Annotated in this window: 23 protein-coding genes and 1 pseudogene; 9 read left to right on the top strand and 15 right to left on the bottom strand. The window is 72.8% G+C overall.

All coding sequences use genetic code 11. The annotated features are described in order from the left end of the window. Window positions 1-5 precede the first annotated feature (5 nt). From ACFYPR_RS02400 to ACFYPR_RS02380, 5 genes are all read right to left on the bottom strand, one after another. The gene (locus tag ACFYPR_RS02400; RefSeq protein ID WP_387258368.1) at window positions 6-1,514 is read right to left on the bottom strand and encodes a NuoM family protein; all 1,509 of its coding nucleotides are present in this window, start codon (window positions 1,512-1,514) and stop codon (window positions 6-8) included. After that, a complete protein-coding gene (locus ACFYPR_RS02395; protein WP_355067700.1) occupies window positions 1,511-3,445 on the bottom strand; it encodes an NADH-quinone oxidoreductase subunit L in 1,935 nt (644 codons plus the stop codon). Before ACFYPR_RS02395 ends, ACFYPR_RS02400 begins: the two co-directional genes overlap by 4 nt. Beyond that, window positions 3,442-3,795: an NADH-quinone oxidoreductase subunit NuoK gene (gene nuoK, locus ACFYPR_RS02390; protein WP_355067702.1), complete on the bottom strand. Its 354-nt coding sequence runs from the start codon at window positions 3,793-3,795 to the stop codon at window positions 3,442-3,444. The genes ACFYPR_RS02395 and nuoK overlap by 4 nt, the downstream gene beginning before the upstream one ends. After that, on the bottom strand, window positions 3,792-4,340 hold the full coding sequence (locus tag ACFYPR_RS02385) for an NADH-quinone oxidoreductase subunit J (protein ID WP_387258365.1): 549 nt from the start codon (window positions 4,338-4,340) through the stop codon (window positions 3,792-3,794). Before ACFYPR_RS02385 ends, nuoK begins: the two co-directional genes overlap by 4 nt. A 100-nt stretch (window positions 4,341-4,440) precedes the next feature. Continuing rightward, window positions 4,441-5,052, bottom strand: coding sequence for an NADH-quinone oxidoreductase subunit I (locus tag ACFYPR_RS02380; RefSeq protein ID WP_354854356.1), 612 nt, complete (start codon window positions 5,050-5,052; stop codon window positions 4,441-4,443). 95 nt (window positions 5,053-5,147) lie between these two features. On the opposite strand from ACFYPR_RS02380, the gene ACFYPR_RS02375 reads away from it, so the two are divergent. Next, window positions 5,148-5,723 (top strand): Uma2 family endonuclease, encoded by a 576-nt coding sequence (locus ACFYPR_RS02375; protein WP_354854358.1) that lies wholly within the window; start codon window positions 5,148-5,150, stop codon window positions 5,721-5,723. Here ACFYPR_RS02375 and ACFYPR_RS02370 read toward each other — a convergent pair. Continuing rightward, entirely contained in the window at window positions 5,704-6,132 is a 429-nt protein-coding gene (locus ACFYPR_RS02370; RefSeq protein WP_355135467.1) for an ester cyclase, read from the bottom strand. The genes ACFYPR_RS02375 and ACFYPR_RS02370 overlap by 20 nt on opposite strands. 265 nt (window positions 6,133-6,397) lie before the next feature. Here ACFYPR_RS02370 and ACFYPR_RS02365 point away from each other — a divergent pair, with 265 nt between their 5' ends. Next, window positions 6,398-7,414, top strand: coding sequence for a glutathione S-transferase family protein (locus ACFYPR_RS02365; RefSeq protein WP_387185996.1), 1,017 nt, complete (start codon window positions 6,398-6,400; stop codon window positions 7,412-7,414). 35 nt (window positions 7,415-7,449) lie between these two features. Here ACFYPR_RS02365 and ACFYPR_RS02360 read toward each other — a convergent pair whose 3' ends face one another. Both ACFYPR_RS02360 and ACFYPR_RS02355 read right to left on the bottom strand, forming a co-directional pair. Then, entirely contained in the window at window positions 7,450-8,412 is a 963-nt protein-coding gene (locus tag ACFYPR_RS02360) for an NADH-quinone oxidoreductase subunit H (protein ID WP_387258363.1), read from the bottom strand. 233 nt (window positions 8,413-8,645) lie between these two features. Further along, window positions 8,646-9,272: pseudogene (locus ACFYPR_RS02355) on the bottom strand (NADH-quinone oxidoreductase subunit C); the annotation flags it as partial. Window positions 9,273-9,388: 116 nt separating this feature from the next. On the opposite strand from ACFYPR_RS02355, the gene ACFYPR_RS02350 reads away from it, so the two are divergent. Then, window positions 9,389-10,435, top strand: coding sequence for a glucose 1-dehydrogenase (locus ACFYPR_RS02350; RefSeq protein WP_355067709.1), 1,047 nt, complete (start codon window positions 9,389-9,391; stop codon window positions 10,433-10,435). Window positions 10,436-10,452: 17 nt separating this feature from the next. On the opposite strand, the gene ACFYPR_RS02345 is transcribed toward ACFYPR_RS02350, so the two are convergent. After that, complete coding sequence (locus tag ACFYPR_RS02345) at window positions 10,453-11,769, bottom strand: DUF2252 domain-containing protein (protein WP_354854367.1); 1,317 nt, start codon at window positions 11,767-11,769, stop codon at window positions 10,453-10,455. A 76-nt stretch (window positions 11,770-11,845) separates the two neighbouring features. Further along, entirely contained in the window at window positions 11,846-12,427 is a 582-nt protein-coding gene (locus ACFYPR_RS02340; protein ID WP_354854368.1) for an NADH-quinone oxidoreductase subunit B family protein, read from the bottom strand. Window positions 12,428-12,604: 177 nt separating this feature from the next. Between ACFYPR_RS02340 and ACFYPR_RS02335 the strand changes: the two genes are divergently transcribed. From ACFYPR_RS02335 to ACFYPR_RS02320, 4 genes are all read left to right on the top strand, one after another. Beyond that, a complete protein-coding gene (locus ACFYPR_RS02335; RefSeq protein ID WP_354854369.1) occupies window positions 12,605-13,141 on the top strand; it encodes a SigE family RNA polymerase sigma factor in 537 nt (178 codons plus the stop codon). Next, window positions 13,134-14,339 carry a hypothetical protein gene (locus ACFYPR_RS02330; RefSeq protein WP_355067710.1) on the top strand — a complete coding sequence of 402 codons (1,206 nt, stop codon included), beginning with the start codon at window positions 13,134-13,136 and terminating at the stop codon, window positions 14,337-14,339. The genes ACFYPR_RS02335 and ACFYPR_RS02330 overlap by 8 nt, the downstream gene beginning before the upstream one ends. 180 nt (window positions 14,340-14,519) lie before the next feature. After that, entirely contained in the window at window positions 14,520-15,083 is a 564-nt protein-coding gene (locus ACFYPR_RS02325) for a SigE family RNA polymerase sigma factor (RefSeq protein WP_363942508.1), read from the top strand. Next, window positions 15,076-16,284, top strand: coding sequence for a hypothetical protein (locus tag ACFYPR_RS02320; protein ID WP_355067712.1), 1,209 nt, complete (start codon window positions 15,076-15,078; stop codon window positions 16,282-16,284). The genes ACFYPR_RS02325 and ACFYPR_RS02320 overlap by 8 nt, the downstream gene beginning before the upstream one ends. A 46-nt stretch (window positions 16,285-16,330) precedes the next feature. On the opposite strand, the gene ACFYPR_RS02315 is transcribed toward ACFYPR_RS02320, so the two are convergent. Genes ACFYPR_RS02315 through ACFYPR_RS02305 form a run of 3 tightly spaced genes read right to left on the bottom strand, consistent with a single transcriptional unit; the run spans window position 16,331 to window position 19,683 of the window. Further along, entirely contained in the window at window positions 16,331-17,839 is a 1,509-nt protein-coding gene (locus ACFYPR_RS02315) for a pyridoxal phosphate-dependent decarboxylase family protein (RefSeq protein WP_387258360.1), read from the bottom strand. Window positions 17,840-17,866: 27 nt separating this feature from the next. After that, window positions 17,867-19,336 carry an MFS transporter gene (locus tag ACFYPR_RS02310; RefSeq protein ID WP_387258358.1) on the bottom strand — a complete coding sequence of 490 codons (1,470 nt, stop codon included), beginning with the start codon at window positions 19,334-19,336 and terminating at the stop codon, window positions 17,867-17,869. 32 nt (window positions 19,337-19,368) lie between these two features. Beyond that, window positions 19,369-19,683, bottom strand: a complete 315-nt coding sequence (locus ACFYPR_RS02305; RefSeq protein ID WP_387258356.1) for an MGMT family protein — start codon at window positions 19,681-19,683, stop codon at window positions 19,369-19,371. 13 nt (window positions 19,684-19,696) lie between these two features. On the opposite strand from ACFYPR_RS02305, the gene proB reads away from it, so the two are divergent. Then, on the top strand, window positions 19,697-20,854 hold the full coding sequence (gene proB, locus ACFYPR_RS02300) for a glutamate 5-kinase (RefSeq protein ID WP_354854383.1): 1,158 nt from the start codon (window positions 19,697-19,699) through the stop codon (window positions 20,852-20,854). A 107-nt stretch (window positions 20,855-20,961) separates the two neighbouring features. Then, a complete protein-coding gene (locus ACFYPR_RS02295) occupies window positions 20,962-22,203 on the top strand; it encodes a glutamate-5-semialdehyde dehydrogenase (RefSeq protein WP_354854385.1) in 1,242 nt (413 codons plus the stop codon). Window positions 22,204-22,211: 8 nt separating this feature from the next. Here ACFYPR_RS02295 and ACFYPR_RS02290 read toward each other — a convergent pair whose 3' ends face one another. Both ACFYPR_RS02290 and moeZ read right to left on the bottom strand, forming a co-directional pair. Then, window positions 22,212-23,117 carry a prenyltransferase/squalene oxidase repeat-containing protein gene (locus ACFYPR_RS02290; protein ID WP_355067743.1) on the bottom strand — a complete coding sequence of 302 codons (906 nt, stop codon included), beginning with the start codon at window positions 23,115-23,117 and terminating at the stop codon, window positions 22,212-22,214. A 125-nt stretch (window positions 23,118-23,242) separates the two neighbouring features. Then, window positions 23,243-24,424: an adenylyltransferase/sulfurtransferase MoeZ gene (gene moeZ / locus ACFYPR_RS02285; protein ID WP_387185987.1), complete on the bottom strand. Its 1,182-nt coding sequence runs from the start codon at window positions 24,422-24,424 to the stop codon at window positions 23,243-23,245. Window positions 24,425-24,526: the final 102 nt, after the last annotated feature.

The raw sequence follows: 24,526 nt of genomic DNA, 5'->3' as shown, positions 1-24,526 counted from the left end.
CGCGCTCATCGGGAGACCACCCCGATCAGGGCGTCGACGGGCGCCTCGGCGACGCCGAGGACCAGCGCCGGGACCAGGCCGATGGCCAGCGCGAGCAGCACCAGCGGCGCCCACGCGGTCAGCTCCGCGCCGGCCAGACCGAAGCCGACCCGGCCCACCGCGGGGCTCGGCCGGCCGTGGGTGACCTGGCGCAACAACCGCAGGAAGTACGCGGCCGTGAGCGCGCCACCGACCGCCGCCAGCACCCCGAGGGTGATCCACAGCGGGCCGCCCACCTGGATCGCCGCGACCACCGCGAACGCCTCCCCCCAGAAGCCGGCCAACCCGGGCAGGCCGAGCGACGCGAACGCCGCGAACGCCAGCAGACCCGCCAGCCGGGGCGCGGTCTCCCGCAGCCCGGACAGCTCGGCGAGCGCACCCGTGCCGGTACGGTCCTTCACGGCGCCCGCGAGGAAGAACAGCAGGCCGGTGATCACGCCGTGCGCGACGTTGCCGATCAGGGCCGCCTGGATGCCGGTGGCGGTCAGCGTGGCGACGCCCAGCAGGACGAAGCCCATGTGCCCCACGCTGGAATACGCGATGAGCCGCTTCACCTCAGCCTGGGCCAGGCAGACAAGCGAACCGACCAGAATCGCGGCGACCGCCAGCACGCCGAGCACCGGCGCGGCCCAGCGGGCGCCCTCCGGCGCCACCCCCACCGCCACCCGGATCAGCCCGTACGTGCCCATCTTGAGCAGTACGCCCGCCAGCACGACGCTGCCCACCGTCGGGGCCTGCGTGTGCGCGTCGGGCAGCCAGGAGTGCAGCGGCCAGAGTGGACTCTTCACCGCGAACGCGAGCGCGAGCAACGTGAACGCGGCCAACTGGGTGCCCCGGGACAGCCCGCCCCCACCGGTCAGCGCGACCACGTCGGCGGTGCCCGCCGCGGCGACCACGACGTACACGCCGACCAGCAGCAGCACCGACCCGAAGAGGGTGTAGAGCGCGAACTTGCGGGCCGCCCGCCGCCGGTCCGCGCCACCCCAGCCGGCGATGATCGCGTACATCGGCAGCAGGACGACCTCGAAGAAGAGGAAGAACAGCACCAGGTCCAGGGCGAGGAACGTGCCGAGGATGCCCACCTCGACCACCAGCAGCAGGGCCACCAACGCCCGGCCGCTGCCGCCGTCCGGCACCCGCCACACCGTGTACGCGCAGCAGAGCAGGGTGAGCAGCGCGGTCAGCACCACCAGCGGCCAGGAGATGCCGTCGACGCCGAGGTGGAAGCGCAGATCCAGGCCGGGCACCCAGGGCAGGTCCACCTGGTGCCAGGGGCGCACCGCAGGCGTACCGGCCGACCAGGCGAACCACCCCCGCCCACCGAACACCAGCGGTACGGCGGCCAGCAGGGTCAGCGCCGCCGCGACCGTCCCGACGATCCGTGCGGCCCGGTCCCGTGGAGTCGCCGCCACCGCGACCGCGCCCACTGCCGGCACCACCAGCACGGCGACAAGCAGAACCTGCCCAAGCGTCATCGGATCGCTCCCAGCATGGCGGCGGCCAGGCCGATCAGCAGGGCGCCGGCCAGCACACCAGCGGCGGCCCGGGGCAGCGCCGCCCGGTGCAGCGCGGCGAGCCCGGCGCCCAGGCCGGAGGCAGCCCGGCCGCTGCCCTCGACGGCCCCGTCGACCACCACCTCGTCGCCGCTGCGCGCGAGGCGGGCCAGCGCCCGGACGGGGCGTACGACAAGGGCGTGCTGGACGTCGTCGAGCCGGAACGCGCGGGCGAAGACCGGCCGCAGCGGACCCAGCGCGGTCGCCGGGTCGGCGGCCCGGTCCCGCTGCCAGCGCACCCACACCAACCCCGCGCCGACCGCCAGCAGAGCCAGCGGCAGCAGCAGCGCCGGCCCGACGTGGACCAGGCCGTCCTCCGCACCGGCGACCGGCACGGTGGCGAACCGCAGCCGGTCGGCGAACGCGCCCACGAACCCGGCCAGGCCGAGCAGCGCGGCCGGCACGGCCAACAGCAGTACCGGCCACCGCAGCACCGCCGGAGGATCGTGCGGCGCGACCAGCGGCAGCCGGGGCTCGCCGAAGAAGGCCCGCAGCAGCAGCCGGCCCGCGTACCAGGCGGTGATCGCCACACCGAGCAACCCGGCCAGCCAGACCAGCCAACCCACCCACGACGGCGCCGGCCCGGTGCCCTCCAGCGCGGCCGACTCGGCGACCGTCAACACGCCGTCCTTGCTCCAGAAGCCGGCCAGCGGCGGCACACCGGCGAGGGCCCCGAGGCCGATCACGGTGCACCAGAACGTCACCGGCATGCTGCGGCGCAGACCACCCATCTCCGACATCAGCGTGGTGCCCACGGCGTGGATCACCGCGCCGGCGGCGAGGAACAGCAGCGCCTTGAACGCGGCGTGGGTGAGCAGGTGGAACAGCGCCGCCGACGGTGAGCCGACGGCCAGCGCGCCGGTCATGTAGCCGAGCTGGGACACGGTCGACCAGGCCAGCACCCGCTTGATGTCGTCCTGGGCGGTGGCGGCGAGCGCCCCGAGCAGCAGGGTGATCGCGCCGAGCACCCCGAGCACGGTCAACGTGACCGGAGCGGCCGTGAACAGCGGGTAGAGGCGGGTCACCGCGTACACCCCGGCGGCCACCATCGTCGCGGCGTGGATCAGCGCGGAGATCGGCGTCGGGCCGGCCATGGCGTCCGGCAGCCAGGTGTGCAGCGGGAACTGCGCGCTCTTGCCGGCCACCCCGGCCAGCAGCAACAGGCCGGCGGCGGTCAGCGTCACGCCGGAGTGGTCGTGCGCGAGCACGTCGGCGATCCGGAAGCTGCCCGTCGACACGCCGAGCAGCACGATGCCGAGCAGGAAGCCGACGTCACCGACCCGGGTCACCAGGAACGCCTTCATCGCGGCGGCCGGTGCGCCCGCGAGCCGGCGGTCGTGGGCGATGAGCAGGTACGAGCAGAGGCCCATCACCTCCCAGCCGACCAGCAGCATGATCAGGTCGCCGGAGACCACCACCAGCAGCATCGCACCGGTGAAGAGGCTGATCTGGGCGGCGTACGGCGGGTAGCGGTGGTCGACGTCGACGTCGTCGTGGGGGCCGCGCCGCAGATAGCCGATCGAATAGACCTGCACGGCCAGGGCCACCGCGGTGACCGCGACGGCGACCAGCGCGGCGGCGCCGTCCAGGCGTACGCCGAGGGTCACCCTCAGCCCGCCGATGTCGACCCAGGTCGTCGACGTCTGGGTCGGACCGTCGACCGCCACCAGCAGGGCGACGGCCAACGCCAGCGCGCCGACCGCGCCGGCCACGCCGATCGTCACGGCGGCCGTCCGGGCCCGGTCACCCCCGGCCGCTCCGCCCGGGTGACGCGGGGCCGGCGGCAGCAGCAGACCGAGCAGGCCGGCGACCAGCGGTACGGCGGGCAGCACCGCCCCGAGCAGCCCGGTCACCGACCCGCCTCCGCGTTCTGGCCGACGGCCCGCGCGGGCACCGGCGGCTCGGTCAACGCCACGTCATCAACCGCCACGGTGGCCCGCAGGCGATAGAGCTGAAGGACGATCGCCAGCCCCACCCCGATCTCCGCGGCGGCGAGCACGATGACGAACAGCGCGAAGACCTGACCGGAGTGCGGCAGCGCCGCGCGAACGGTGGTGTCCGCTGTGACGAGGACGAGGTTCACCGCGTTGAGCATCAACTCGACCGCCATCAGCACCAGCACGGCGTTGCGTCGGCGCAGCACGCCGTACACGCCGAGGCCGAACAGCAACGCGGCGGTGACGTACGGGATGACGGGCCTCACCGGCGCCCCCCGGAGGCCATGCTCCTCGCCGGCGCCTCGGCGTCGTCGCGCCGGCCGATGTCGGGCCGGGACAGCACCACCGCGCCCACCAGGGCGGACAGCAGCAGGACGGAGAGCACCTCGAACGGCAGCACCCAGGACCGGAAGATCTGCTCGCCCAGCCGCTCGGCCGTGCCCGCGCCGGGCATCGCGACGGTGCTCCAGCGGTACGCGTCGACCAGCAGGACGCTCAGCCCCAGGCCGGCGCCGCCACCGATCAGCGCGGCGGGCCAGCCGGGCCGGTCCAGATCGTCGGAGGCCCCGATCGGGGCCCGCGTCAGCATCACCGCGAACAACAGCAGCACCACCACCGCGCCCACATAGATCAACACCTGCACCCAGGCGACCAGCTCGGCGCCGAGCACCAGATAGTCGCCGGCCAACGCGCCCAGGCAGACCACCAGGTAGAGCCCGGCCCGGACCAGGTGCTTCGTGGTCACCACCAGCACGCCGGCGCCCACCGCGACCGCGCCCAGGGCGAGCAGCAGCAGATCCGCGCCGGTCACCGGGCCGCCCTTCCGCCGGGTCGGGCCGCGCCTGGCCGCGTCACAACGCGGCCCGTCACGACGTGTCCCGTCAGGACCTGTGCCGTCACGACGCGGGCGGTCACGACGCGGGACCCGGGTCGGCGTCGGGACGTACCGCCGGTGGGACCGAACGCGCGGCCTTGCGGGCCGCCGCGGTCTCCTCCTTGGCCGGCTCGCCGTTCGGGTCGTGCGCCGGCGGCGGTGGAACCGTGGCCATCCACTGACCGAGGTGGTCCTTGTCGTGCAGCAGGTCCTTGATGTCGTACTCGGCGTACTCGAATTCCGGAGACCAGTAGAGCGCGTCGAACGGGCAGACCTCGATGCAGATGCCGCAGTACATGCAGAGCGAGAAGTCGATGTCGAACTTGTCCAGCACGTTGCGCTGGCGGGGGCGGGCGGCGCCAGGCACCGCCACCTCCTCCTTGTGGGAGTCGATGTAGATGCACCAGTCCGGGCACTCGCGGGCGCAGAGCATGCAGACCGTGCAGTTCTCCTCGGACAGCGCGATCACGCCGCGCGAGCGCGGCGGCAGCTCGGGGGCGACGTCCGGGTACTGCTGCGTGGTCGAGCGGCTGGTCATCGTCTTGAGGGTGACCGCCAGCCCCTTGACCAGGCCCGCGCCGGGCAGGCCGCGCTCGGTGGCGCCGCCCGCCGGGTCGCCGTGCTCGCTGGGGTCGGTCATGTGGACCATCCTGCCCTGTGGCCCCGGCGCGCGCGACCACCACCCACAGGTCGACGGCGGTATCGTGGTCGTGGGGAGAACGACGCACCTGGAAGGACCCGCCCATGACCGCCGCGCTGCAGAGCGACTACCCGCCCGAGAGCGAGTGGACGACTGACGATCTGGATGCGCTGCCCGAGGATGGCCGCCGCCGGGAACTGCTCGATGGAGTGCTGCTGATGTCCCCCTCCCCCACCCGCACCCACCAGACCATCGCCGGCAGACTGATGGCCGCGCTCGACGAGGACTGCCCCGACGGCTACGACGTGACCCAGGGCGTCGAGGTGCGGATCAACCGCACCCGCTCCTTCATCCCCGACGTGCTGATCACCACCGCTACCGCGGCGGCGCGCGAACCGTCGAAGTACGAGCCGCACGAGGTGGTCCTGGCCATCGAGATCGTCTCACCGAGCACCCGCTCAATCGACCGGGTGTTGAAGCCGGCGCTGTACGCCCAAGCCGGCATCCCGTTCTACTGGCGTATCGAGACGGAGGGTGGCGCGTTGGAGGTCGTCACCTACCGGATCGACGCCGTGAACGAGGTCTACACCGAGACCGGGCGGTGGACGAAGTTCGTCGACACCGGCGAGCCGTTCCCGATCAACCTGCCGATCAGCCGGATCACGCCCCGGGTCCGCTGACGACGGTCGGGGGGAGCATCTCGACGCCGAGCTGTTGGAGGAGCTGGAACAGCTCGTTGCAGCTCCACACCTCGACGATCCGGCCGGCCGTGTCGAAGCGCAGGAACGTCGCCCCGGAGTAGCTGACCACCTGGCCGGTCGGCGGCACCGGCCCGAACTGCCCGGCGTGGGTGCCGGCCGCCCGCCAGTGCACAGCCACCCGCTCACCGGCGGCGACCACGTCAACGATCTTGTAGCGCAGGTCCGGGAAGGCCGCTCGGCGCTCGCGGTGCCAGGCCAGCGTCGCCTCCGGCCCGGTGCCGCCCAGCCCGGGGCACTCCTCGGCGATCAACTCGTGGGCCGACTCCTCCCGGCGGGCGTTCCACACGTCGGCGATGAAGCGCCGGGCCGCCACCTCCACATCCGTCATGCCGGCAGGGTAGCCGGCCAGCTACCGGTGAGCGGGGGCCACAGGTGTTTGGCTCGCCCTTTGCTCTGCTTCAACGGACGCAACACTCTCGGCCATCGAATGTTGCCGTGAGTGAAGCAGAGCAAAGGGCGTGGGGGTGGTGGGGCCGTCCGCGGGCGAAGCTCGGCGTCTGGCCCGCAGGCCAGGTTCGCCGCGCCGCCCCGGCCCGCCGCGAATCGGCGAAGATGGGGTGGAGACGGCAACCGGACCGGGAGGTAGGAGCGACGTGGCGGAGACAGGCGGGAAGTACGTCGAGCCGGGTGGCGAGTTCACCCGGGACCAGCGGTACATCGCCACCCGGATCACCGCGGACGGGCGGGACGGCTACCCGGTCGAGCCGGGCCGGTACCGGCTGGTGGTCAGCCGAGCCTGCCCGTGGGCCAACCGCCTGATCATCGTGCGACGGCTGCTCGGCCTGGAGGACGCCATCTCGATGGCGGTGGCCGGCCCGACCCACGACGCCCGGAGCTGGACCTTCGACCTCGACCCGGGTGGGCGGGACCCGGTGCTCGGCATCGAGCGCCTCCAGGAGGCGTTCTTTGCGCGCTTCCCCGACTACGAGCGCGGCATCACCGTGCCAGCGATGGTCGACGTGCCGACCGGGCAGGTGGTGACCAACGACTACGCGCAGATGAGCCTGGACCTGTCCACCGAGTGGAGGGCGTACCACCGAGAGGGCGCACCCCAGCTCTACCCCGAGCACCTGCGGGAGCAGATCGACGAGGTCAACAGTGTGGTGTTCCGCGACGTCAACAACGGCGTCTACCGGTGCGGCTTCGCGGGCAGCCAGGAGGCGTACGACAAGGCGTACCACCGCCTGTTCGACCGGCTGGACTGGTTGACCGAGCGGCTGACCGACCAGCGGTACCTGGTGGGCGACACCATCACCGAGGCCGACGTACGGCTGTTCACCACGCTGGTCCGCTTCGACCCGGTCTACCACGGCCACTTCAAGTGCAACCGGCAGAAGCTGAGCGAGATGCCGGTGCTGTGGGCGTACGCCCGGGACCTGTTCCAGACCCCCGGGTTCGGCGACACCATCGACTTCGACCACATCAAGCGGCACTACTACCAGGTGCACCGCGACATCAACCCGACCGGAATCGTGCCGCTCGGCCCCGACCTGTCCAACTGGGTCACCCCGCACGGCCGGGAAGCTCTGGGTGGCCGCCCCTTCGGCGACGGCACCCCACCCCCGCCCCCGGCCGAGCCCGTAGACCCGGCCCACACCCCGCTGCGCTGACCCACACCCTTCCGGCGGGGCGGGAGGGGGCGGGGTTAGAGGGCGACGCGGACTGCTGCGGTGAGGACCAACTGCGCCAGGGAGGCGGGCACCAGGACCAGCCAGCAGAGGCGTTGGAGCTGGTCCTCGCGCAGCCGGGGGTAGGACACCCGCAGCCAGATGATCACGAAGGCCACGGCGAAGACCTTGAGCAGTGTCCACAGCCAGCCCAGGTGCTCGTCGGCGAACGGGCCCTGCCAGCCACCGAGGAACAGCACCGTGGTCAGCGCGGCGATCACCACGATGCCGACGTACTCGGCGAGCAGGAAGAACGCGAACCGCAGCCCCGTGTACTCAGTCATGTAACCGAAGACCAGCTCCGAGTCGGCCACCGGCATGTCGAATGGCGGCCGGCGGATCTCGGCCAGCCCGGCGACAAAGAAGATGATCATCGCGGGCGCCTGCCAGAGCAGCCACCACGGCTGCCACGCCTCGACGATGCCGGACAGGCTGAGCGTGCCGGCCGCCATCGCCACCGAGGCGGCGGCCAGCACCAACGGCAGCTCGTAGCCGAGCAACTGGGCGGCCCCGCGCAGCCCGCCGAGCAGGCTGTACTTGTTGGCCGACGCCCACGCCGACATGAGCACCGCCACCACCCCGACGCCGACCACGGCCAGCACGAAGAACAGGCCGATGTCCAACGGTTGCCCGACCAGGTCGTTCGGGCCGAGCGGAATGACCAGCAGCACCAGCAGGTACGGCACCAGGGCCACCGCGGGCGCCAGCCGGAACACCGCCCGGTCCGCCTCGCGCGGGGTGATGTCCTCCTTCTGCACGAACTTGACGCCGTCCGCCACGAGTTGCGCCCAACCGTGGAAGCCACCCGCGTACATCGGGCCGAGGCGGCCCTGCATGTGCGCCATCACCTTGTGCTCGGCCTGGCCGACGAGCAGCGGCAGGGTGAGGAACGCGACGAGCACGCCGCCCACCCGGAGCACCAGCTCCATCCAGAGCGGCATCAGGCCGTACCCCCGTCGTGGTCGGTCCGGTCGTCGCGGCCCGGCGGGTCCGCGACCGCCTCGCCGCCCGACGCGGCCGGGCCTGCGCCGGACACCGGCTGGTCGGCCGGGCCTGCGCCGGGCGCGGGCTGGGCGGCCGGTGCCGGGTCGTCGGCGGGGCCGGCGGCCCGGGGAGTACGCGCCGGACGGGTCGCCGGCGCGGGCCGTGCGGGTCGCTCGCCAGCTGGTCGGGCCGGGGTGCCGCCGCGTGGACCCTCCCCCACGCCACCCGCGCCGGCCGGAGTCGGCGTCGTTCCCCACTCGCCCGGAGCGGGCACGCCCGGCGGGCGGATCGGTCGACGGCCACCGCCGGCCTCCGACTCGCCCGGCTCCTTCGCGCCCGGCCAGGGCTTCGCCACGCGGGAGGCGAGCACGAACTCCTTGCGCAGCGGGTGGCCCTCGAACTCCGGGGGCAGCAGCAGCGGTCGCAGCTCCCCGTGGCCGTCGAAGTCGATGCCGAACATCTCGTGGGTCTCCCGCTCGTGCCAGGCGGCACCCGGGTAGACGTCGACCACCGAGGCCACCGAGGGCGCGTCGCGGGGCACCCGGGTACGCAGCAGCACGCCGTGTCGCAACCGCGTCGACCAGAGGTGCGCCACCACGTCGAAGCCCTCGGCCAACTCGTCGACGGCGGAGAGCCAGTCGAAGAAGTCGCAGGCCAGCTCGCTGTCGTCGCGGGCCGCGCGGACGGCGGCCGACCAACTCGTCGGGGGTACGTCGACGGTGGCCCGGGCGAACCGCTGCCCGCCGGAGACCGACGGGGTCGCCTCGACCGGCGCGAGCAGCGCGACCAGCCGAGCGCCGACCTCTTCCTCAGTCATGCCGCTGATCCTAGGGCGTCGGCCGGGTGCCGACCCGGCCCGCGGTCCACGACCGATCCCCGGTGATCTGCCCGCTTTACCGGGCAGCGGGCCAGTCGGCGGGGAAAGATGAGGGCGTGCGCGCTGTCACTGTGAAACCCGGGGTCGCCAACTCGCTGAGCCTCGCCGAGGATCAGCCGGAGCCGGCGCCCGAGGAAGGCGCGGTCCTGGTCGAGGCACTGGCCGTGGGAATCTGCGGCACCGACCACGAGATCATCGCCGGGGAGTACGGCGAGGCGCCGCCGGGCGCGGACCGCCTGGTCATCGGGCACGAGTCGCTGGGCCGGGTGCTGGAGGACCCGAGCGGCGCCCTGCAACCCGGCGACCTGGTGGCCGGCATCGTCCGGCATCCCGACCCGGTGCCCTGTCCCAACTGCGCGGTCGGCGAGTGGGACATGTGCCGCAACGGTCAGTTCACCGAGCACGGCATCAAGGCGCTACCCGGGTTCGCCCGGGACCGCTGGCGGATCGAGCCCCAGTTCGCGGTCAAGCTGGATCCGGCGCTGGCCCAGGTCGGCGTGCTGTTGGAGCCGACCAGCGTGGTGGCCAAGGCGTGGGACCACATCGAGCGGATCGGCCACCGGGCCGAGTGGCAGCCGCACACGGTCCTGGTGACCGGCGCCGGGCCGATCGGGCTGCTGGCCGCGCTGCTCGGCACCCAGCGCGGGCTCACCGTCCACGTGTTGGACCGGGCCACCGACGGCCCCAAGCCGGAACTGGTCGCCGGGCTCGGCGCCACCTACCACGCGGTGCCGGTCAACGACCTGCCCTTCGAGCCGGACGTGGTGATCGAGTGCACCGGCGCACCCACGGTCGTCCTCGACGTCATGTGCAAGGCGGCGCCGACCGGCATCGTCTGCCTGGCCGGGGTGTCCAGCGGCGGCCGGAGCATCGACTTCGACGCCGGGGCGCTCAACCGGGCGCTGGTGCTGGAGAACAACGTGGTGTTCGGCTCGGTGAACGCCAACCGGCGACACTGGACCATGGCCGCGCAGGCACTCACCCGCGCCGACCAGGTCTGGCTCTCCTCGCTGATCACCAGACGGGTCCCGGTGAACAGGTACGCCGACGCGTACACCTCCGGGCCGGACGACATCAAGGTGGTGCTGGAGTTCGCCTCCTGACCGGCGGCCCGGTGACGTCAGATGCCGGGTAGCCGGCCGTTGCGGAACAGGTCCACGAAGAGCTGGTGATCCTGGCGGGCACGCACCCCGTACGCGTGCGCGAAGTCCACCAGGTGGGTGACGAAGCCCGACTCGTCGGTGTCCACGGCGGCGACGATCGCCTCCTCGGTGGAGTAGTCCACCAGGTCGTGACTGGACTCGTCGTCGGCGACCGAGTGCATCCGGGCCACCGCCCGGCCAAGGTCGGCAAGCACCCCGGTCAGCTCGTCCGGCTCGTTGACGTCGGACCAGTCCAGGTCGGCCGCGTACGGGGAGACCTCGGCGACGAGTTGACCGGCGCCGTCCAGTTCGGTGAAGCCCAGCCACGGGTCGGCGTGCGCCTGCAACGCCCGCTGCGACTCGGCGGTCCGGTGACCCTGGTGCTGGAAGTAGCCGCGTACCGAGTCGTCGGTCGAGTAGCGGGCCACCGCCGGGACCTGCGCCTGCTTCATGTAGATCACGACGTCGTTCTCCAGCGCCTGCGTGTGCCCCTCCAGCAGCAGGTTGTACGACGGCAGGCCGGCCGAACCGATGCCGACTCCCTTGCGCAGCACCACGTCCTTGATCCGCGTCGCCACCGGGCGCAGCCGGGCCGAGGCGGTCGGCAGAGTCCCCAGGTACTCCTCGAAGGCGGCGAGAACCCGGTCCCGGGTCTTCCCGTCGACCTCGAAGACCCCGTCTCCGATGGAGAACCGCCGCTCGTAGTTGTCGACGGTGGTCTGCTCGGCGAGCAGGTCGACCCGCGTGTTGAGGCGGGCCTGCTGGAGCACCCGACGCAGCACCCCGTCGGCGTTCTCCAGGGTGATCGAGCCGATGGCGTCGTCTCCGCCGGCGGCGATCGCCCGCAGCTCGGTCAGGTAGGAGCGGGCGAAGCCGGCCACCAGTTCACCGATCACCGTGTCGGAGAGGGCCTTGCTGTAGCCGAGCAGCGCCACGCTGGCCGCGAGCCGGCGCAGGTCCCAGGTGAACGGCCCGACGTACGCCTCGTCGAAGTCGTTGACGTTGAACACCAACTGCCCGGAGGCGTTCATGTAGGTGCCGAAGTTCTCCGCGTGCAGGTCGCCGTGGATCCACACCCGGCCGGTCCGCTCGTCGAGGAAACGGTCGTCGGCGAAGTCGCCACGCTGGTCGGCGTAGAACAGCGCGGCGCTGCCCCGGTAGAAGGCAAACGGCGACGCGGCCATCTTGCGGAACTTGCGGCGGAAGGCCGCCGGGTCGATTGCCATCGACGCGCCGAACTCCTCGGTGAGCACGTCGATGATGTGGGCGGACCGCTGGTCCACGGAATTGCTCATGAGCGCAGGTTAACCGGGCCCGACCAGCCCCCACGTCGAGCAATCGAGCGGTCCCCTCCGCACGGCGGGCCGTTCGTCAGTGTGCGGCGGGTGGGCGGACCGGCGGGGCGGTGAGGGAGTCGACGGAGCGCGGGGCGGCGGCCTCGCGGGGCGGGGCGTCCAGCGGCGCGGCGAGCAGATCCCGCTGCGGCACTCCGCCGATGCCGGACTGCTCGGCGGCGATCTTCTCCTGCAGGCGCAGGATGCCGTGCAGCAGCGCCTCCGGGCGCGGCGGGCAGCCGGGCACGTAGACGTCGACGGGGATGAGCTGGTCGACGCCCTTGGTCACCGAGTACGAGTCCCAGTAGGGGCCGCCGCAGTTGGAGCACGCGCCGAACGAGATGACGTACTTCGGCTCGGGCATCTGGTCGTAGAGCCGCTTGATGGCCGGGGCCATCTTGTCGGTCACGGTGCCGGAGACCACCATGAGATCGGCCTGCCGGGGGCCGTGGGCGAACGGAATCACACCCAGCCGGATGAAGTCGTGCCGACCCATGCTGGTGGCGATGAACTCGATCGCGCAGCAGGCCAGGCCGAAGTTGAACACCCAGAGCGAGTAGCGGCGCCCCCAGTTCAGCACGAACCGGATCGGCTCACCGAGCACTGCCGGTAGCTGCACGGACGTCCCCTCTCCTCATCCCACAGTGAATCACAGCCGCTTGTCACGGACCGGACAGGCAACCCCACCGGTTCGACCGCAACCGGCGGGCGCGGCCGAGTGTGTGACCGGTGCTGGCGAACACGCCGCCTGCGCCCACCACGGGGAGGACGAGTGCTTGTGACGAGAGAAGTACGGGTGGGCGGACCGCCCCCCGACCCGCCGGGAAGCCCCATCCCCGCGACTGCCGAACTGGCCTTCGACGACTTCTACCACGCCCACTTCCGATCGCTGGTGGTGCAGCTCACGGCGTACACCGGTGATCGTGGGCAGGCGCAGGACCTGGTTCAGGAGGCCTTCTGCCGGGCGTACACCCACTGGGGCCGGCTCGCCCGGTACGACGATCCGCTGGCCTGGGTGCGCCGGGTCGCCTGGAACCTCGGCCACAACCGCTGGCGACGGTTGCGGACCGCGCAGGCCTGGCTGCTGCGGCAACGCGAGACACACGTCGCCGAGCCGAGCCCGGACCGGGTCGCCCTCGACACCGCGCTGGCCAAGCTGCCGCCGAAGCAGCGACGGGCTGTCGTGCTGCACTACCTCGCCGACCTGACGGTCGCCGAGATCGCCGCCCAGGAACGGGTCGCCGAGGGGACCGTCAAGTCCTGGCTGCACCGGGGACGGGCGGCCCTCGCGACGCACCTGCGCGACACCAACGAGGAGGTGCGAGATGTCTGAGCAGGAGATCCTCGGCCTCGCCGACGAGTTCACCCACTACCGCCGTACCGTGCTGGCGGAGGTCGAGGTGCCCGGGCCCGCCGCCGTGCGGCGGACGGCAACCGGGCGCGGCCGTCGCCGGCTGGCCACCACCACCGCGACGGTGCTCGCGCTGTTCGGCGGGGCCGCCGTCGGGTACGCGGCGATGAGCGGCCCGGATCGCGAGCCGGGCCCGGTCGACCCCACGCCGACCATCTCCGCGTCGCCCACGCCGAGCGGCACGGCGAGCCCGACCCCCGGCCCGTCCGTCACGAGCGGCAGCCCGACCTCCACCGCCCCGAGCGGGAAGATCAGCCGGGCCCAACTGCTCGGCGCGGCGGTGACCCTGCCCGCGTGGCGAGCCGGGCGGGGATGCCCCACGTCGGGCGTCCGGCTCAGCGGTGACGACCGTGAGGGCGTCAACTGGCTGCTGGCGCTCGACCAGGGGGACGTCGACGGGGACGGCACGGTGGAGGCGGTGGCGCTGGTGCAGTGCGTGCTCGGCTCCGGCGGACCCATGCAGGTGGTCGCCTTCGACCGCGACCAGCAGGGCAAGATCGTCACACTGGGCCGGGTGGTCACGACGAGCATCGACAAGCCGCAGTGGTTGTTCGCCCTCGACGTGGTGGACGACGGCACCGTGCGGGTGCAGGTCGGCGACATCGCGCCCGGTGGTGGCTGGCCCGGTGAGTGGTCACAGCGACAGTGGCGGGGCTACCGCTTCAAGGGCGGGTCCTTCGCGCAGGTCTCCGGGCCGACGAGCTTCGGGCCGAACCCGCACGACGTCAACCTCGTGGTCAGCGCCACGAACCTCGTGCTGGCCGACGCGCCGGACGGCTCCCGGACCGGCACGATCACCGTACGCATCCGCAACGGGGGCGGCGGACCCGCCGCCTACGTGGCCCTGCGGCTCGGCCTACCGGCGGCGGTCCGCCCTGACGGGGACGGCTGGGCGGCCTGCCGCAACGACCCGGAGAAGACCCGGGATCCGCTGACCTGCGACCTGAACCAGCTCGGGGCCGGCAAGGAGGTCCGGCTCACGCTGGGCTTCCGGGTCGCCGCCGGCACCACGGTCGGCACGGGGAAGGCCGACGTGGACGGCCGCCCGATGGACGCGAGCTTCGACTTCGTGCAGGAGGTCTACGACCCGGACAACACGGTGGTGATCACCTACCGTTGAGCCGACCCGACCGGGACGGGACACGGCCGCGCTCACCGAGCGCGGCCGTGTCGGCGTGCCAACCGTCGCGTCCCTCGTGCCGACTGTCAGATTCGCGGCCGTTCGGGCCGCAACCTCGTACGCCGCACTGAAGTGTTACCGGCGCCAGGGCACCGGCCCCGGCGCCAACGGGGAGGGGCAGTGACAGCAACGATGGGAGCCCGCGCCAACGAACCACCGGCGGCGTTGACGGCCGCAGGGCTGAACGCGGCGGCGATCACCTTCGACGACTTCTACCACGCGCACTTCCGGAGCGTGACCGCCCAACTGTGCGCGTACACGGGGGATCTGGGCCACGCTCAGGATCTGGCCCAGGAGGCGTTCTGCCGGGCGCTGGCGCGCTGGGACCGCCTGGTCCGGTACGACGATCCGGTGGCCTGGGTTCGCCGGGTCGCCTGGAACCTGGCCCGCAGCCGCTGGCGTCGGCTGCGCACGGCCCGCAACCACCTTCTGCGCCAGCGGCGCACCGAGGTCGAGGTGGACGGCCCGACACCGGACCGGGTGGCCATCGACGCGGCGCTCGCGCAACTGCCCGCCAACCACCGGCGGGCCGTCATCCTGCACTACCTGGCCGACCTGTCGGTCAATCAGATCGCTCTTCAGGAAGGGGTGGCCGAGGGCACCGTCAAGTCCTGGCTGCACCGCGGCCGGGCCGCCCTTGCCGGACTGCTGGACGAGAACACCGAGGGGGTGTCCGATGTCTGATCTCGAACCGCGACTGCGCGAGCGGTTCACCGCGTACCGCACCGATGTCACCACCCGGGTCGTCGGTCCCGGTCCCGACCAGGCCCGACGCACCCTGCGTCGGCGCCGGCAGACGAGGGTGGTGGCCGTCGCCGCGGCGGCGGTCGTCCTAGTGCTGGCACCGGTCGTCGCCAACGCCGCGCTGAAAGGCGACCGCACGCCGCCGGTCCCGGCCGAGTCCGTCGACCCGACGTCCCCGCCGACGACGGCACCGCCGCCGCCCACACCGTCGGTCAGCCAGTCGCCGAATTCCACACCCACGGCCGACCCCGACGCCCCGGACGGCCGGATCAGCCGGACGCAGCTGCTCGCTGCCCGCCTGGACCTGCCGGCCTGGCCGCCGATCGTGCCGTCGACCTGCACCACGTCGAAGGTGCGGCTGGTGACAAGCTCCATCAACAACTACATTCCGCTGCTCACCGACCTGAAGGTGAGCCACGCCGACCTGGACGGGGACGGCGCCGAGGAGACTGTCGCCGCCATCTCCTGCCGGTACGGCGAGGCGTCGGCGAAGCAGGTAGTCGCCTTCGACCGGGACGACAGTGGGCGGATCGTGACGCTCGGCAGAGTCGTGCGGACCACCGACGGTGTCGAGGACATTCGCGGCCTGGAGGTCACCGCGGCCGGTGCGGTCCAGGTGCGGGTGGCCGACCTGCAACCCTGCTGCGACACCCCGTCCTACTGGCCGCAGGAACAGCTGCGCACCTACCGGTTCACGGGGGGCCGGTTCACCCAGACCGACGGTCCCACGAAGTTCGGCAAGGATCCGCGGCTCACCGACCTGCGGCTGAGCATGACCCACACGCTTGTCGACGCCCCGGGTGGCCGCAAGCTGACCACCGTCTTCACCGTGAAGAACGCGGGACCGGTCGATGCGGCACAGGTCGAGCTGCGCGGCTTCAACCTGGGTGAGCCGACGGGTGGCGACTGGTCCCGGTGCGACCCGAAGGTGGCGGCAGCAGACGACAACGACTCGTGCCTGCTGCCGGGGGTGCCGGCCGGTGAGTCGCGGCGCTACACCTTCGTGCACCTGATGCCCGACCGTTCGGGCGCCGACGCGATGACACGGGCCTTCCATGTCACGCACTTCGACGCTCAGGACCGACGGTGGCGCGATCTCAACGACAAGGACAACCGTGTGGAACTGCCCGGCGTGCTCTGAGCGGGACGTCCGCTGCCCCACCCCGATCGGGGTGGGGCACCGGCGTTCAGTCGTCCGAACCCCAGGTGGGGCGTTGCAGCAGACCGACGAACTCGACCAGCAGGCGTTCGCGCAGCGCCGGCGGGGCGGCGTCGAGCAGCGTGTTCACCAGCGCCATCCGATCCGGCAGAGGCCCCGCCGCACCTGTGTCGGCCCCGCCACCCAGGCCGAGCCCGGCGGCCAGGCCGACCACCACCTCCGGGGTCAGCGCCTCGGGGGTGAGGGCGCCAACCAGGGACGCCAACTCGGCGGGCAGCCGCACCGGGCCGGCCGCGTGGGCCGCCGCCACCGCGGCGGCGAGATCCGGGCCGAACTCCGCCACCCGGGGCGCGACCGAGGCGGTCACCGTGAGGTGCACGCTGGCCGGCAGACCGGCGTACGACAGCTGGGGCTGGGTGTGCCAACCACGCGCGGTCAGCTCGTCGACCAGGACGAACAGGTCGGGTCCATCCTCGGTGGCGGTGAAGCAGACCACTGTCGACTCCGGCTCGGCCATCAGCCGCAGACCGTCGACGGCGCGGACGGCGTCGGCCAGGCCGGCGACCGCGTCCCGGGTCACGGCGGCCAACCGCAGGTAGCCGGCGTCGCCGAGGTGCCGCAGGGTGGCGTACGCGGCGGCGATCGGCCCACCCGAGCGGGTGGACGCGATCACCGGATTGATCATGGTGTAGCCCGGCCAGTCCGCGTACGCGAAGTACTGCGGGGCGCGTCCCGCGGCGTCGCGGTGCAGCAGCACCGACACGCCCTTCGGGGCGTACGCGTACTTGTGCAGGTCGACCGAGATGGAGGTGACCCCGGGCACCGTGAAGTCGAACGCCGGCACCGGCTCGCCGAGACGACGCAGGTACGGCAGGGTCCAGCCGCCGAAGCAGGCGTCGACGTGACAGCGCACCCCGGCGGCGGCGGCCACGGCGGCGATCTCGGCCACCGGGTCCACCACCCCGTGCGCGTACGAGGGCGCGGAGCAGGCGACAAGCACCGTCTCCGGGCGGATCGCGGCGGCCATCGCGGCCGGGTCGGGGCGCAGAGTGTCCACCGAGACCGGCACCACGTCCAGCGCCACCCGCAGGTAGTGCGCCGCCTTGGCGAACGCGGCGTGGGCGCTCGCCGGCACCACGATCCGGGGTGCGGTGATCTCCGGGTGGGCGTCCCGGGCCGCCTTGACGGCGAGGATCAGCGATTCGGTGCCGCCGCTGGTGACGCTGCCGACCACGTCGGGTGCGGTCGTGCCCGGCCCGCCGCCGAGCACCCGGCCGGCAGCGCCGACGAGCGCGTTCTCCATGGCCAGCAGGGACGGGAACGCGGTCGGGTCGAGCCCGTTGACGTGCGCGCTCTCCCGGTACGCGGCGGCGGCGAGGTCGTCGAGCCCTGGCACCGCCGGGTCGTACACGTACGCGAACAGCCGTCCCCCGTGGGTGGGCCGGTCGCCCGCGCGCAGCCGTCGAACCTCTGCCAGCGCGACATCCGCCCCCACCCCAGGAGGCAGAAACGCCCCAACCCTGCTCTCGTCGATCATGGAGTCCTGGTGCCTTTCTTGTGGTGTTCAGCGGCTTTCGTTCCCCACCACAACTCCATGATCGACGCGACCGTCGCGGGCGGCGGCGGTCAGGACCGCGGGAGTCAGGTGGTATCCGCGCAGGAGGAGCAGCGGCGGGGCTATCAGGAGGGCTGGTAGGACTGTGAAACCGAGCAGGACGCCCAAGCGCGCCGTGTCGGACTGGGCGGCGGCGGTTCCGGTGTCGGAGGAGACGTAGCCGGAGAGCTGGAGCACCAGCCCGTACACGCCTGGGCCGAGGGCCAGGCCGAGGGTCTCCCCGGCGGTCCACAGGCCGGTGAAGACGCCCGCCTGCCGGCGGCCGGTCCGCGCCGTGTCGTACGCGATGCAGTCCGGGAGCATGGCCAGCGCGAACACCTGCTGCCCGGCGTACCCGACGCCGATGACCGCGACCACCAGGTAGACGACGACCAGGGGCAGCAGCGGGGCGGCGACCAGGGCGAGCGCCCCGGCGGCGAGGATCAGCCCGGCGGCGACCAGGGCCGACCGCTTGCCCAACCGGGCGCCGACGCGGGACCAGAGCGGCATCACCAGCAGCGCCGGCCCGACGAAGCAGGCGAAGAGGAGGGTCGGCCCACTCTGCTCGTCGCGCAGGATCTGCCCGGCGAAGTAGTTGACCCCGGCGAGGATGGTCGCCACGCCGGCGGACTGCACCACGAAGCAGACCAGCAGCGCCCGGAACGGCCGGTTGGCGGCCGCCACGGCGAGCTGGGCGCGCAGTGTCGGCTCGCTGGCGCCTACCACGCCACCGGGCGCGGACCGGGTGCCGAGGAACGCGCCGAGGGCGCCGATGACTATGAGCGCCGCCACGAACAGGCCCATCCAGCGGTGCCCGGGCACGCCGTCGCCGCCGACCCTCACGACCAGCGGGGCCACCGCGCCGGAGACCAGGATGGTCAGCGCCAGCACGGCGATCCGCCAGGTCATCAGCCGCGTGCGCTCGGCGTAGTCGTCGGTCATCTCGGCGGGCATCGCCACGTACGGCACCTGGAAGAAGGCGAACGCGGTGGCCGTGGCGAGGAAGGCGAGCGCCACGTACGCCGCGGCGGCCGGCCCGTTGCCGAACGGCGCGGCGAAGATGGCCGCGAAGAGCACGGCGAGCGCGAGACCGGCGACGAGCAGGTACGGCCGGCGTGCGCCCCAGCGCGACCGGGTGCGGTCGGAAATCCGCCCGGCGACCGGGTTGACCAGCACGTCCCATGCCTTGGGCAGCAGGACCAGCAGGGCGGCGAGCCCGGCGGCCACGCCGAGCGTGTCGGTCAGGTACGGCAGCAGCAGCAGACCGGGCACCGTGCCGAACGCGCCGGTGGCCAGCGAGCCGAGCGCGTACCCGGCGTGTACCGGGCGGGGCAGCCGACCGGCGGCGGGCAGGCTGGCCGCATCCGGGCCGGCGGCGGGCAGGCTGGCCGCATCCGGGCCGACGGCGGGCAGGCCGGCGGCGCCCGGCGGCTGGTTCATGGGGCCGAATGTTACTCACGTTATGCGGCAGGTCACATCCCCTCATCCGGCGACCAACCGGCCATCGAAATGTCCACGCCCTCGCCGCGCAACGGGACCCCCTCGGCCCGCAGCCGGGCCCGCGCCTCCCGCTCGTGACCCGGTGGAAGCCGGCCACCAGCGGTCACCACCCGGTGCCAGGGCACCGAGCCGCCGTGCCGGGCCATGATGGAACCCACCAGGCGCGCGGAGGAACGGCCCGAGCGCTCGGCCAGGGCGTCGGCGACCCCGCCGTACGACATCACCCGACCCTGCGGGATCCGCTCCACCAGGTCCAGCACCGCCTCGACGTACTCGTCAGGAGTCACAATCGGCCACCATATGGGAACGCCGCCGGGCGACGCGGGCGTGACCACGCAGAATGGGCGGGTGCGCGACGCAGTCACGGCCGCCCGACGGGTCGTCGTCAAGATCGGATCCTCCTCGTTGACCACCGCCACCGGCGGCCTGGCCGACGAGCGGGTCGACGCGCTGGTCGACACCCTGGGCCGACTCGCCGCCGAGGGACGCGAGGTCGTGCTGGTCTCGTCGGGCGCGATCGCCGCCGGCCTCGCCCCGCTCGGGCTGATCCGACGTCCGCGCGACCTGGCCACCCAGCAGGCCGCCGCCAGCGTCGGCCAGGGCCTGCTGATCGGCCGGTACGCGGCCAGCTTCGCCCGGCACGGCCGCACCGTCGGGCAGGTGCTGCTCACCGTCGACGACGTGACCCGGCGGGCGCACTACCGCAACGCGTACCGCACGCTGCGCAAACTGCTCGACCTGCACGCGGTCCCGATCGTCAATGAGAACGACACGGTGGCCACCGAGGAGATCCGGTTCGGCGACAACGACCGCCTGGCCGCCCTGGTGGCCGCGCTGGTGCACGCCGACCTGCTGGTGCTCCTCTCCGACGTGGACGCACTCTGGACGGGCGACCCGGCCCGCCCGCAGTCGACCCGGATCCCGGAGGTCCGCAGCGACGAGGACCTCGCCGGGATCACCATCGGCGGCGCCGGCCGGTCCGGGGTCGGCACCGGCGGCATGGTGACCAAGGTCGAGGCGGCCCGGATCGCCACCGGCTTCGGCATCCCCGTGGTGCTCACCTCCGCCGACCTGGCCACGTCGGCGCTGGCCGGCGAGCCCGTCGGCACGTTGTTCCACCCGCAGCGGCAGCGCCCGACGGCCCGGCTGTTCTGGCTGGCCCACGCCACCTCGCCCCGAGGGCGGCTGCACCTGGACCCGGGCGCGGTGGCCGCCGTCGTCGGGCGGCGCAAGTCGCTGCTGCCCGCCGGCATCACCGCCGTGGACGGCACGTTCACCGCCGGCGACCCGGTGGACCTGGTCGACACCGCCGGGGCCCCGGTCGCCCGTGGCCTGGTCAACTACGACGCGGTGGAACTGCCCGGGCTGCTCGGTCGCTCCACCTCCGAACTCGCCGCGGCGCTCGGCCCGGCGTACGAACGGGAGGTCGTCCACCGCGACGACCTCGTACTGCTGTAAGCCAACCGCCCAGCTGAGGAGTAGTCGATGAGTGAGCGCCAGCGAATGAATCATCAGCTCAGGGCGTCGGTGCCTCAGGACGGCACGGAGCGAAGCGGAGTGCCGGCATGAGCGTCGTCGAGCAGGCGCGACGGGCGCGGGACGCCGCCGCCGACCTGGCCGTGGCCACCCGTACGGTCAAGGACGCCGCGCTGGTGGCGATGGCCGACGCGCTGGTGGCGCGTACCCCGGAGATCCTGACCGCGAACGAGACGGACCTGGCGGCCGGCCGGGAGGCCGGGCTGAGCGCGGCCGTGCTGGACCGGCTCGCCCTCGACGCGGGCCGGGTGACCGGCATCGCCGACGCGCTGCGCCAGATGGCCGCGCTGCCCGACCCGGTCGGCGAGGTGGTCCGCGGCTCGACGCTGCCCAACGGCCTGGAGCTGCGCCAGATCCGGGTGCCGTTCGGGGTGGTCGGCATCATCTACGAGGCACGCCCGAACGTGACCGTGGACGCCGCCGGGATCTGCCTCAAGTCCGGCAACGCCGCGCTGCTGCGCGGGTCGTCCTCGGCCGCGCACTCCAACGCCGCGCTGGTCGCGGTGCTGCGCGACGCGATCGCCGACGCCGGCCTGCCGGCCGACGCGGTGCAGCTGCTCGACGCCAGCTCCCGCGACTCGGTCAAGGAGCTGATGCGCGCCCGAGGGCTGGTCGACGTGCTCATCCCGCGTGGCGGCGCGTCGCTGATCCGCACCGTGGTCGAGGAGTCGACGGTGCCGGTGATCGAGACCGGGGTGGGCAACTGCCACGTCTACGTCGACGCCGCCGCGGACGTGGCGAAGGCCGTCGCGGTCACGCTGAACGCCAAGACGCAGCGCCTGTCCACCTGCAACACCGCCGAATCGCTGCTGGTGCACACGGACGTCGCCGACGCGTTCCTGCCGCCGATGCTGGCCGCGTTCGCCGAGGCCGGCGTGACCGTGCACGGCTCCCCCGAGGTGACCGCGTACTCCGCCGCCGTGGTCCCGGCGACCGAGGAGGACTTCGCCACCGAATACCTGTCGGCCGACATCTCGGTCGCGGTGGTCGACTCGCTGGACGCGGCGGTCGCGCACATCCGCCGCTTCGGCACCGGGCACACCGAGGCGATCCTCACCGACTCGGCGAGCGCGGCCCGCGACTTCGTCGCCCGTGTCGACGCGGCGGCGGTGATGGTGAACGCCTCGACCCGGTTCACCGACGGGGGCGAGTTCGGCTTCGGGGCGGAGATCGGCATCTCGACGCAGAAGCTGCACGCCCGGGGCCCGATGGGCCTGCCCGAGCTGACCAGCACCAAGTACGTCGTCACCGGGGACGGGCACCTGCGCTAGGGCCGATGTCAGCCCGGCTGCGCGGCGGCTCCGGCCGCCGCCGGTCGGGCGGCCCGGATCGCGGACAGCGTGGCGTGCACGTCGAACTGGTGACCGTCGTCGCTCTCCCAACCCCCGTCGCTGCGCTGGGTCTCGGCGAGCCGCCGCAGGGCCCGCACCATGATCCAGTCGTGCAGGTCGATGCCGACCCGGCGCAGCGTGGCCCCCAGCCAGGCCACGTCGCCCGGCGACATCGTGGGCATCCGTTCGGCGAGCACCACCTGGATCCGCGCCGACTCCTGGAACATCTCCTGACGGTGCAGCACGGCGGCGCTCAGCCAGCCCGCCGCGAGGAACGACGGCCAACTGCCGTCCGGGCGCAACCGCGCGACGATCGACTGGGCCGCCGCCTGCACCACACCGGCGTACGCCCCGCCGACCCGGTGATCGAGCGGGCCGGATGCGCGGGCGTCCAGGCCGGCGACGGTCAGCCAGAAGCCGGCGTTGGCGGTGAGGAAGAGTTTGGCCTCCGGATCGCCGGGGCGGGCCCACTCCGGGGCCGAGCCGGTCAGCGAGAGGTCCTCGTCCCAGCCGCCGTCGGCCTGCTGCCGGGACGCCAACCAGTCCAGCGCCCGGCGGGCGGCGGGACGGCCCAGCGCGCCCAGGTCGTCCAGCTCGGCGAGGCGGAAGCAGGTGGCGTCGACCGAGGCGACCTCGCCACCCCAGCTCGCCGGCCAGCCGCCGTCCGACGACTGGCCGATCTCGGCCGTCTCCAACAGCTCCGGCGGCACCGGCGTGCCGTTGCGCAGCCAGGAGAGGCGGGCGCGTTCCACCGCGTCCCCATGCGCCACGACGAACCCGATCGCGGCTTCCAAGTCGACCACGGCGGTGACGCTACCTGCGCAGACACGATCCCGCCTCGGGGAATCGGCCAGCTGGAAATGGCTGCGTCGCTCCGGCCGGAGCGCCGTACGGAGGCACTTGCGTCGATTTACCGATCGGCGGCGGCGTGTAGAACCACGCCGGGGCGGCGCCGCGTGGCGTCGCCCCGGCGGGCCGGTCAGTACGCGGGCAGTGCCGGGTCGATCTGCTTGATCCAGGAGAGCACGCCGCCCTGCACGTGCACGGCGTCGCGGAACCCGGCCGCCTTGAGCGCGGCGAGCGCCTCCGCCGAGCGGACGCCGGACTTGCAGTGCAGCACGATCTGCTTGTCCTGCGGGAGCTTCGCCAGCGCCTCGCCGGAGATGATGTCGCCCTTGGGGATGAGGGTGGAGCCGGGGATCCGCACGATCTCGTACTCGGCCGGCTCCCGCACGTCGACGAGGAAGATGTCCTTGCCGGCGTCCTGCCACTCCTTCAGCTCCAGGGCGGTGATGGTCGAGTCGAGCGTCGCCTCCTGGGCCTCCTCGGAGACCGCGCCGCAGAAGTCCTCGTAGTCTTCCAGCAGGTCGGTGACGGTCGGGTTCTCGCCGCAGAGCACGCAGTTCGGGTCCTTCCGAACCTTGATCTTGCGATACTCCATCTCCAGGGCGTCGTAGACCATCAGGCGGCCGACCAGCGGCTCACCGATGCCGGTGAGCAGCTTGATGGCCTCGTTCACCTGGATCGAGCCGATCGACGCGCAGAGCACGCCGAGCACGCCTCCCTCGGCGCAGGACGGGACCATGCCGGGCGGCGGCGGCTCCGGGTAGAGGCACCGGTAGCAGGGGCCGTGCTCAGCCCAGAACACCGACGCCTGGCCGTCGAAGCGGTAGATCGAGCCCCAGACGTACGGCTTGCCGAGCAGCACCGCCGCGTCGTTGACCATGTACCGGGTGGCGAAGTTGTCGGTGCCGTCGACGATCAGGTCGTACTGGGCGAAGATCTCGCGGACGTTCTCGCGGTCCAACGCGGTGTTGTGGATCTCCACGTTGACCAGCGGGTTGATCTCGCGGATCGACGCGGCGGCGGACTCGGCCTTGGAACGGCCGACGTCGGACACGCCGTGGATGACCTGGCGCTGGAGGTTCGACTCGTCGACGGTGTCGAAGTCGATGATGCCGAGGGTGCCGACCCCCGCCGCGGCGAGGTAGAGCAGGGCGGGCGACCCGAGGCCACCGGCGCCGACACAGAGCACCCGGGCGTTCTTCAGCCGCTTCTGCCCGGCCACCCCGACGTCCGGGATGATCAGGTGGCGCGAGTAGCGGCGGATTTCGTCAACGGTCAGCTCGGCGGCGGGCTCGACGAGCGGGGGCAACGACACGGTGGACTCCCCGGGATCGGCGGTGTGAACCGCGCCATTGTTGCTCGCCCGGGCCACTCTCGGCCATGAGGGAGGACACGTGGCCCGCGATGCGGGAGGGGA

This window comes from Micromonospora sp. NPDC005254, assembly GCF_042872525.1.
GTDB lineage: Bacteria > Actinomycetota > Actinomycetes > Mycobacteriales > Micromonosporaceae > Micromonospora.
This window is presented reverse-complemented; position numbering and strand designations above follow the sequence as displayed.